Origin of the sequence: Nostoc sp. NMS7, assembly GCF_017115085.1 — a bacterium.
GTDB lineage: Bacteria > Cyanobacteriota > Cyanobacteriia > Cyanobacteriales > Nostocaceae > Nostoc.
The window spans coordinates 1-6,447 of the sequence record NZ_JABXKJ010000032.1 but is presented as its reverse complement, the minus strand read 5'-3'; the positions used below and the strand labels follow the sequence as shown (position 1 = coordinate 6,447).

Sequence of the window (6,447 nt, the reverse complement as noted above, 5' to 3'; positions counted from 1 at the left end):
ACGGACTGATTACCGTGATTCACTAATCAACGAATCGCACAAAAGACTTGTGTGTACACGGTAGCCTTAAAAAGGGGGGATCTTAAAAGCCCCCTCCTCGCTTGCGGGGAGGGGGTTGGGGGTGGGGTTCTTGTACCTACTCAATCGAGAATCGCAATATTACTGTCTAACTTTCAAGGTGACTCTAATGGGACAAATCATTACTCAAGTTGATGCTTTTACCAATACACTTTTTGCAGGTAATCCTGCTGCTGTCTGTGTTTTGCCTACTCCCCAAGACGAACGTTGGATGCAGAACGTAGCGCAGGAAATGAATTTATCTGAGACGGCTTTTCTGGTTAGACAGGATGATGGCTTTAATCTGCGTTGGTTTACGCCAACGGTGGAAGTACCGCTTTGTGGTCATGCGACTTTAGCTAGTGCCCATGTACTTTGGTCAGAGGGACATCTGTCACCTGATGAAGTTGCACGTTTCTATACCAAAAGCGGAGTGCTGATTGCTAAGTTGCAAGGTAAGTGGATTGAGTTAGATTTTCCTGTGAATCACTCTCAAGCAACGATCGCTCCTCCAGAACTCAAGGTTGCTTTGGGTGTACCATACAAATCTGTCTTGCAGAATTCACTAGGTTATTTAGTGGAATTGGAATCGGAAGACTTGGTGCGGCAAATGCAGCCGAATTTTCAACTATTAAAAACCTTGCCTGTTTCTGATGTCATTGTCACCAGCCTTACACAATCTGATTCCCAATATGATTTCGTCTCTCGCTTCTTTGCACCAGGAGTAGGTATTGATGAAGACCCTGTAACTGGGGCTGCCCATTGTTGCCTTGCTGCCTTCTGGCGCGATCGCTTGCACAAAAATGAATTTTTAGCTTATCAGGCATCCAGTCGCGGTGGGGTGGTAAAAGTGCGCTATACAGGAGGCGATCGCGTCTTTCTCGGCGGACAAGCGCTAACTGTGATGCGAGGTGAATTATTTACCGGATAAGTTTTTCAACCCCAATTGCTTCTCGGATCGGAATTAGAGGATTCTTCTCTTGGTTAAAAAGAATAGATGCATAATATCTACCATCTGCATTTTTTGATATGGGTACAGGTACAGTGTGAGCCTTCTTGCTATTTCAGGTAAAAAGGTTATTTGTCTAGTTCCGATAAATCTTTTATTTACTTTTGGGGAAATAAAATTTTTTATTGAGATGCTAATACCTCAATTTGTACAACTACTCGTTCTAATTCCTCAATAATTACAGTGGTTCCAGTCTTTTTGAAGGCATCCACAAGCGCCCGATAATACCAAAGAGTACCTTCTTTACGCCCCTGAAAACGTTCCCAAACTGATTCGCCCAAAACGCGATAATCTTTGAGAATAGATTGGGCGTTGTAAAGTTTATCTGCTGATGACACAAGCAGTACTGATGGGGAAGCAGTAGGAATATGAGCAATATATGCCTCCTTGCCCTGTTGCCAAGGCGGTTTGGGAGTTGTATCAGCGTCAGTACAACCATCGACAATTGCTGTAACATTGTCACCAAAGCGGCGACGAATTTCTGAACGGGTTGCGGCGCCACCTTGATCTTCGATCGCATCATGTAAAAGGGCTGCGATCGCTTCATCTTCATTTCCCCCGGATTCTAAAGCAATACTGGCGACACCTAATAAATGGGCAATGTAGGGGACACCTGAACCTTTGCGAACTTGGTTCGCGTGCAGTTGCGTAGCGTAGATAAGAGCTGCGGTAAAACGTTCTGAGAGCATTGTCTAAAATGAGTTAGGAGAACTCTACCTAATCAAGGGTTTGGGTCAATTTTATAATAAACCGCTCCCGGCGTAGAGGTTGCAAAGGATGAGAGGGGTACAGAGCTAAAATTGAAATATCTGTCAAGCTTTCTATGGCATGCATCATCATGAACAGCGAAAAAATAACGGTGCAGTCTTTGTATACTGTCACTGATGAAGAATTAATGCTGATGAGTTCGCAAAACCCAGAGCTGCGCTTTGAACGCAATGTTAATGGAACTTTAGAAACTATGCCCCCAACTGGTGGAATTTCTGGTAATCGAGAAATAAAAGCAGGAGCCTATCTATTTAATTGGGTAGAAAGTCAGAATCTAGGTGAAGTTTTTGGGCCGAGTACTGGTTTTAGATTAGCAAATACTGCTGTCAGAGCGCCTGATGCTGCTTTTGTAGCTAAAGGACGTTTACCAGAAGGTTGGGATCAGCAAGAGGACAAATTTATCAACTTAGCACCCGACTTTGTAATTGAAATTCGGTCTAAAAATGATAGCTTGGCAAAACTCAAAGCCAAGATGGAAGAATATATTAGCAATGGTGTTCAATTAGGATGGTTAATTGATAGTAAAAATCAGCAAGCTTTAGTTTATCGCCGGGATGGTTCAATTACTCAATACCCGGCTACGGCAATATTAAGCGGTGAAGATGTTGTACCTGGGTTTACGTTGCCTTTGACAAAATTATTGTAAAAGCGATGCTTACGACTGGTTACATCTACCCACTTTATACATATTATATCTGACCATGTGCCAAACCAAAATTTGATTCTAAAGTATGCTGCAAGCTTTTATTATTAAAGAGATTTTCGCAAAATTTTATAAACAAATACTGTAACTATTAAATTCTATATATTCCATCTTTCTTTTGAGTGATATCTGAGGAGAAGCCGTTCTGCATCTATGCATTAGAAATGCATATAAAAGCAAAGTTTTTAATTATAAATAATAGAATTCTACTTTTAGATAGACAGGCTTTAAATCTATATTCCATCGCCAGATAGATAAAATTCTGATGCTAATTTATTAGATTTATTCAAGGATATGCTATTTAAAGCAGGAGTTAATTTAATAATGGCGGACAGTCCTGGATTAGGAGAGCAAGCGCTGAGTAAAGCGACAGAAATAGGATTATCTAGCCAATTAGATGAAGTAGAAAATTTAGATGTAAACATCAAAACAGACCCGTTGAAACTGGTTCAAGGACAGGTGGATGCAGTCACGATTGAAGGTGAAGGTTTGGTTATGCAGAAAGACCTCCGCATGGAGGAATTGAAAATAGAAATGACTAGTGTTGCCATTAATCCTTTGAGTGTAGCTTTTGGCAAAATTGAACTCACTAAACCTACTGATGCTAATGCTGAGGTTGTCTTAACCGAAGCTGATATTAATCGCGCCTTCAACTCAGAATATGTGCGAGCGCAACTGCAAAGTCAAAAAATACATATTAACGGGCAACTGACGACTATTCAGCCTGAATCTGTAGACTTTCGACTACCTGGCGATGGGAAAGTAGCATTAAATGCCAGCATAAAATTAGTAGAAACAGGTGAAAATCAGCAAGTTGCTTTTTCCGCAATCCCCCGGATCAGTGCTAATGGAAAAACTGTTACTCTAGAAAATGTCGAGTATGGTGAAAGTGAGGAAATATCGCCAGAGTTGACAAAAGCTTTGATAGATGAAACTAGCGAAATTTTAAATTTGAGTAATTTTGATTTAGAAGGAATGAGTTTGCAAGTTAAGCAATTAAAAGTAGAAGTAGGCAAACTAACTCTACAAGCTGAAGCTTATATTGAACAAATTCCTTCTGGTTAAAAATAGTCCGCAAATAAATTCAGGATACTAATAATGGAAACTACAGACTCAACGCAAACAAGTTCAACACCTTTCCCAAATATTCCCCCAGTTATTGAAAGTAACGACAGTGAGTATCTTGATACTGGTGTACCCAGTACAGTTGCGATCGCAGGACATCCCCTGCATCCCCTGAGTGTAATCTTTCCCATCGCCTTTTTAGCCGCCGCCTTAGGAAGTGATATTGGCTACTGGTTAACTCATGATTTCTTTTGGGCTAGGGCTTCGCTATGGTTAATCGGACTCGGATTAGCTGGAGGACTCCTAGCAGCAGCGATCGGCCTGAGCGACTTTTTCAAAATTGAACGAGTTCGCAAGCGCACCGCAGGTTGGGCGCATTTGATACTTAACGTTTCTCTACTAGTTTTATCACTCGTCAACTTTCTGCTGCGTTTGGGCGACGCTGAGTCCCGAATAGTACCTTGGGGACTGTTACTATCGCTCATTGTCGGTACACTGGTTAGCCTTTCCGGTTGGTTCGGTGCCGAACTCTCTTATCGCCACAAAATCGGTGTAGTGGGTGCTGGTAGTAGAAGATATCCATAATCAAATAATTCGTAATTAACATTCAATATTACGAATTATTGAGAAACAACTATGCAAAGGCTAAAATTTTGCTTAGTTTTTAGTCTCTAGAAAATGCGCCAAAACCGTAAGCAAAGAATATTTATTATTCTTTCTGTGCTCATCGTTGTACCGATGGGCTTTTTGTTTAAGTATTATAGTGGGCCTGCCCATGAGTGGTTTAATGACTATGGAGCCGCTATATTTTACGAAATATTTTGGTGTCTGTTCGCATTTTGGTTTTTCAGAAATCGGGCGGCGGTAATCCAAATTCCTATATGGGTTTTTGTGATCACCTGTATACTAGAATTCTTGCAACTTTGGCATCCGCCACTATTAGAGCAAATTCGCGCCACCTTGATAGGTAAATTGTTACTTGGTACTACCTTTGTTTGGTGGGATTTTCCTCATTATCTATTGGGTTCCATTTTAGGCTGGTTGTGGCTGCGACAATTACACGGAATAGAAACATGACTAACCTGATTGAATACGAACAAGCCAGCGACGAAGTACGTGCAATATATGACGACATCCGCGCCACACGCCAGAATGACTATATCAATAACTTTTGGAAAGCTATAGCCAATCATCCGCCTACCTTGCAACGAACTTGGCAAGCGGTGAAGGAAGTGATGACTAGCCCTGGTGAGATTGATCCACTGATGCGCGAACTAATTTACATCGCCGTGAGTGCGACGAATGGCTGTGAGTACTGCATCGCCTCGCACACAGCATCGGCGCGTGCCAAGGGGATGAATGATACCATCTTCGGGGAACTAATGGCGATCGCAGCCACTGCCAACATGACCAATCGCCTCGCCAACGGCTATCAAATTCCGGTGGACGAGAGATTTAAGACGTAGGAGTGTAGCCTTGTTTATCCCTGCTTAAAATAAGGTTTAGCAGAATTATTAACTATGCCCAAGGTTGAGATTAACGGGATTGATTTGTTCTACGACATCAAGGGAACCGGTGAGCCTTTGCTATTAATAGCTGGCTTCCTTTGTGATCATGTTTATTGGTCACTGATTATGCCATCGCTGATTTCGCAATATCAAGTTATTCGCTTGGACAACCGAGGTATGGGGCGAAGTTCTGCTCCCGAAACCCCCTATAGTCTCAAACAAATGGCTAGCGACGTTGTAGGATTGCTCGATCACATTGCGATCGATAAGGTACATCTAGCAGGTCATTCAATGGGTGGTGAGATAGCCCAAGAGCTAGTCTTAGCACATCCTGAAAAGGTACAAAGTCTGATGCTACTTTCATCGTTGGCAAAGGGTGATGCATTATTCAACAGCATCATTGAAACTTGGGGCGAACTTTGGGGTAATGTAGACCTGAAACTTTATGAAAAAGTCATATTACCCTGGATATTTACAGATACGTTCTACTCGATTCCTGGGATGATCGAAAGTCTGATCGAATTTGCAATCAGATATCCTTTCCCACCTGCGACTCATTCACTTTATCATCATAGCCGAGCCATGCTTGACTTTGACACAACAGACCGTCTTCAACAAATTCATTGTCCTACCCTAGTTCTAGTTGGTAAACAAGATATTCTCACCCCGCTAAAGTTTTCCCAGCAACTTGCTCAAGGTATTCCCAAAGCTGAACTTGTAGTTCTCGATCGTGGTAGTCATGGCTTCTTAGTTGAGTCGCCGGATGCTGTGGTTTCAGCTATGCTTAACTTCCTGCGGAAATTGAAGCCAGCTTAAACTATAGATATCTCCAGAAATTAATTAATGTAATTAAAATATTTAGCGAGTTTCTAATTTAGAAACTCGCTCCTCTAATTTATTTACTTGTTGCTTTAATTCAACCACCAAAGTTGCCAATCGATCAAACATCCGATCTTGCTGTGATAAGTTTCCTCTAGAACTAGGTGATTGTCGTGGGGTAAGTCTTGTTCTTGAGGATGGAGACTGACGACTTTGACCGAGTTGAGACTCTATCTGATTTAACCGCGACTCGACACGATTAAAGTCCGCTTCCAGATTGTTGATGCGGGACTCCACTTGCTGGGATAAAGCAGTTTTGGCAAATAACCCGCCCCAGATAATTGTTACTAAAATCCCAGCAAATATTAGCACTTGGATTTTTTTCATGTCAATACTCTGTAAGCACTTCACTTATTGTAAATTAAAGGGTTTAAGACTACATATAGTTTCAGTTACCCTGCCGTAAGCAAGCTACAGTCCTTAAAAAGCGGGACGCTACGCGTAGCTTGCTTCCACGA

General features: G+C 41.8%; 9 protein-coding genes. 7 read left to right on the top strand and 2 right to left on the bottom strand.

What is annotated here, in order from left to right; genetic code table 11:
- Positions 1 to 187: 187 nt before the first annotated feature.
- Entirely contained in the window at positions 188 to 988 is an 801-nt protein-coding gene (locus HWQ38_RS02555; protein ID WP_292789766.1) for a PhzF family phenazine biosynthesis protein, read from the top strand.
- 200 nt (positions 989 to 1,188) lie between these two features.
- Here HWQ38_RS02555 and HWQ38_RS02550 read toward each other — a convergent pair whose 3' ends face one another.
- Positions 1,189 to 1,755 (bottom strand): HD domain-containing protein, encoded by a 567-nt coding sequence (locus tag HWQ38_RS02550; RefSeq protein WP_292789764.1) that lies wholly within the window; start codon positions 1,753 to 1,755, stop codon positions 1,189 to 1,191.
- Positions 1,756 to 1,904: 149 nt separating this feature from the next.
- Between HWQ38_RS02550 and HWQ38_RS02545 the strand changes: the two genes are divergently transcribed.
- The 6 genes from HWQ38_RS02545 to HWQ38_RS02520 all read left to right on the top strand — a co-directional run bounded on the left by HWQ38_RS02545 (position 1,905) and on the right by HWQ38_RS02520 (position 5,926).
- The gene (locus HWQ38_RS02545; RefSeq protein ID WP_292789762.1) at positions 1,905 to 2,480 is read left to right on the top strand and encodes a Uma2 family endonuclease; all 576 of its coding nucleotides are present in this window, start codon (positions 1,905 to 1,907) and stop codon (positions 2,478 to 2,480) included.
- Positions 2,481 to 2,861: 381 nt separating this feature from the next.
- Positions 2,862 to 3,602 (top strand): DUF2993 domain-containing protein, encoded by a 741-nt coding sequence (locus tag HWQ38_RS02540; protein ID WP_292789759.1) that lies wholly within the window; start codon positions 2,862 to 2,864, stop codon positions 3,600 to 3,602.
- Between the two features lie 33 nt (positions 3,603 to 3,635).
- The gene (locus HWQ38_RS02535) at positions 3,636 to 4,187 is read left to right on the top strand and encodes a DUF2231 domain-containing protein (protein WP_292789757.1); all 552 of its coding nucleotides are present in this window, start codon (positions 3,636 to 3,638) and stop codon (positions 4,185 to 4,187) included.
- 93 nt (positions 4,188 to 4,280) lie between these two features.
- Positions 4,281 to 4,679, top strand: a complete 399-nt coding sequence (locus tag HWQ38_RS02530) for a DUF2809 domain-containing protein (RefSeq protein WP_292789756.1) — start codon at positions 4,281 to 4,283, stop codon at positions 4,677 to 4,679.
- Positions 4,676 to 5,068 carry a carboxymuconolactone decarboxylase family protein gene (locus HWQ38_RS02525; protein WP_292789754.1) on the top strand — a complete coding sequence of 131 codons (393 nt, stop codon included), beginning with the start codon at positions 4,676 to 4,678 and terminating at the stop codon, positions 5,066 to 5,068. Before HWQ38_RS02530 ends, HWQ38_RS02525 begins: the two co-directional genes overlap by 4 nt.
- 54 nt (positions 5,069 to 5,122) lie before the next feature.
- Positions 5,123 to 5,926 (top strand): alpha/beta hydrolase, encoded by an 804-nt coding sequence (locus HWQ38_RS02520; RefSeq protein WP_292789752.1) that lies wholly within the window; start codon positions 5,123 to 5,125, stop codon positions 5,924 to 5,926.
- 42 nt (positions 5,927 to 5,968) lie between these two features.
- On the opposite strand, the gene HWQ38_RS02515 is transcribed toward HWQ38_RS02520, so the two are convergent.
- Complete coding sequence (locus HWQ38_RS02515; protein WP_292789751.1) at positions 5,969 to 6,316, bottom strand: hypothetical protein; 348 nt, start codon at positions 6,314 to 6,316, stop codon at positions 5,969 to 5,971.
- Positions 6,317 to 6,447 lie beyond the last annotated feature (131 nt).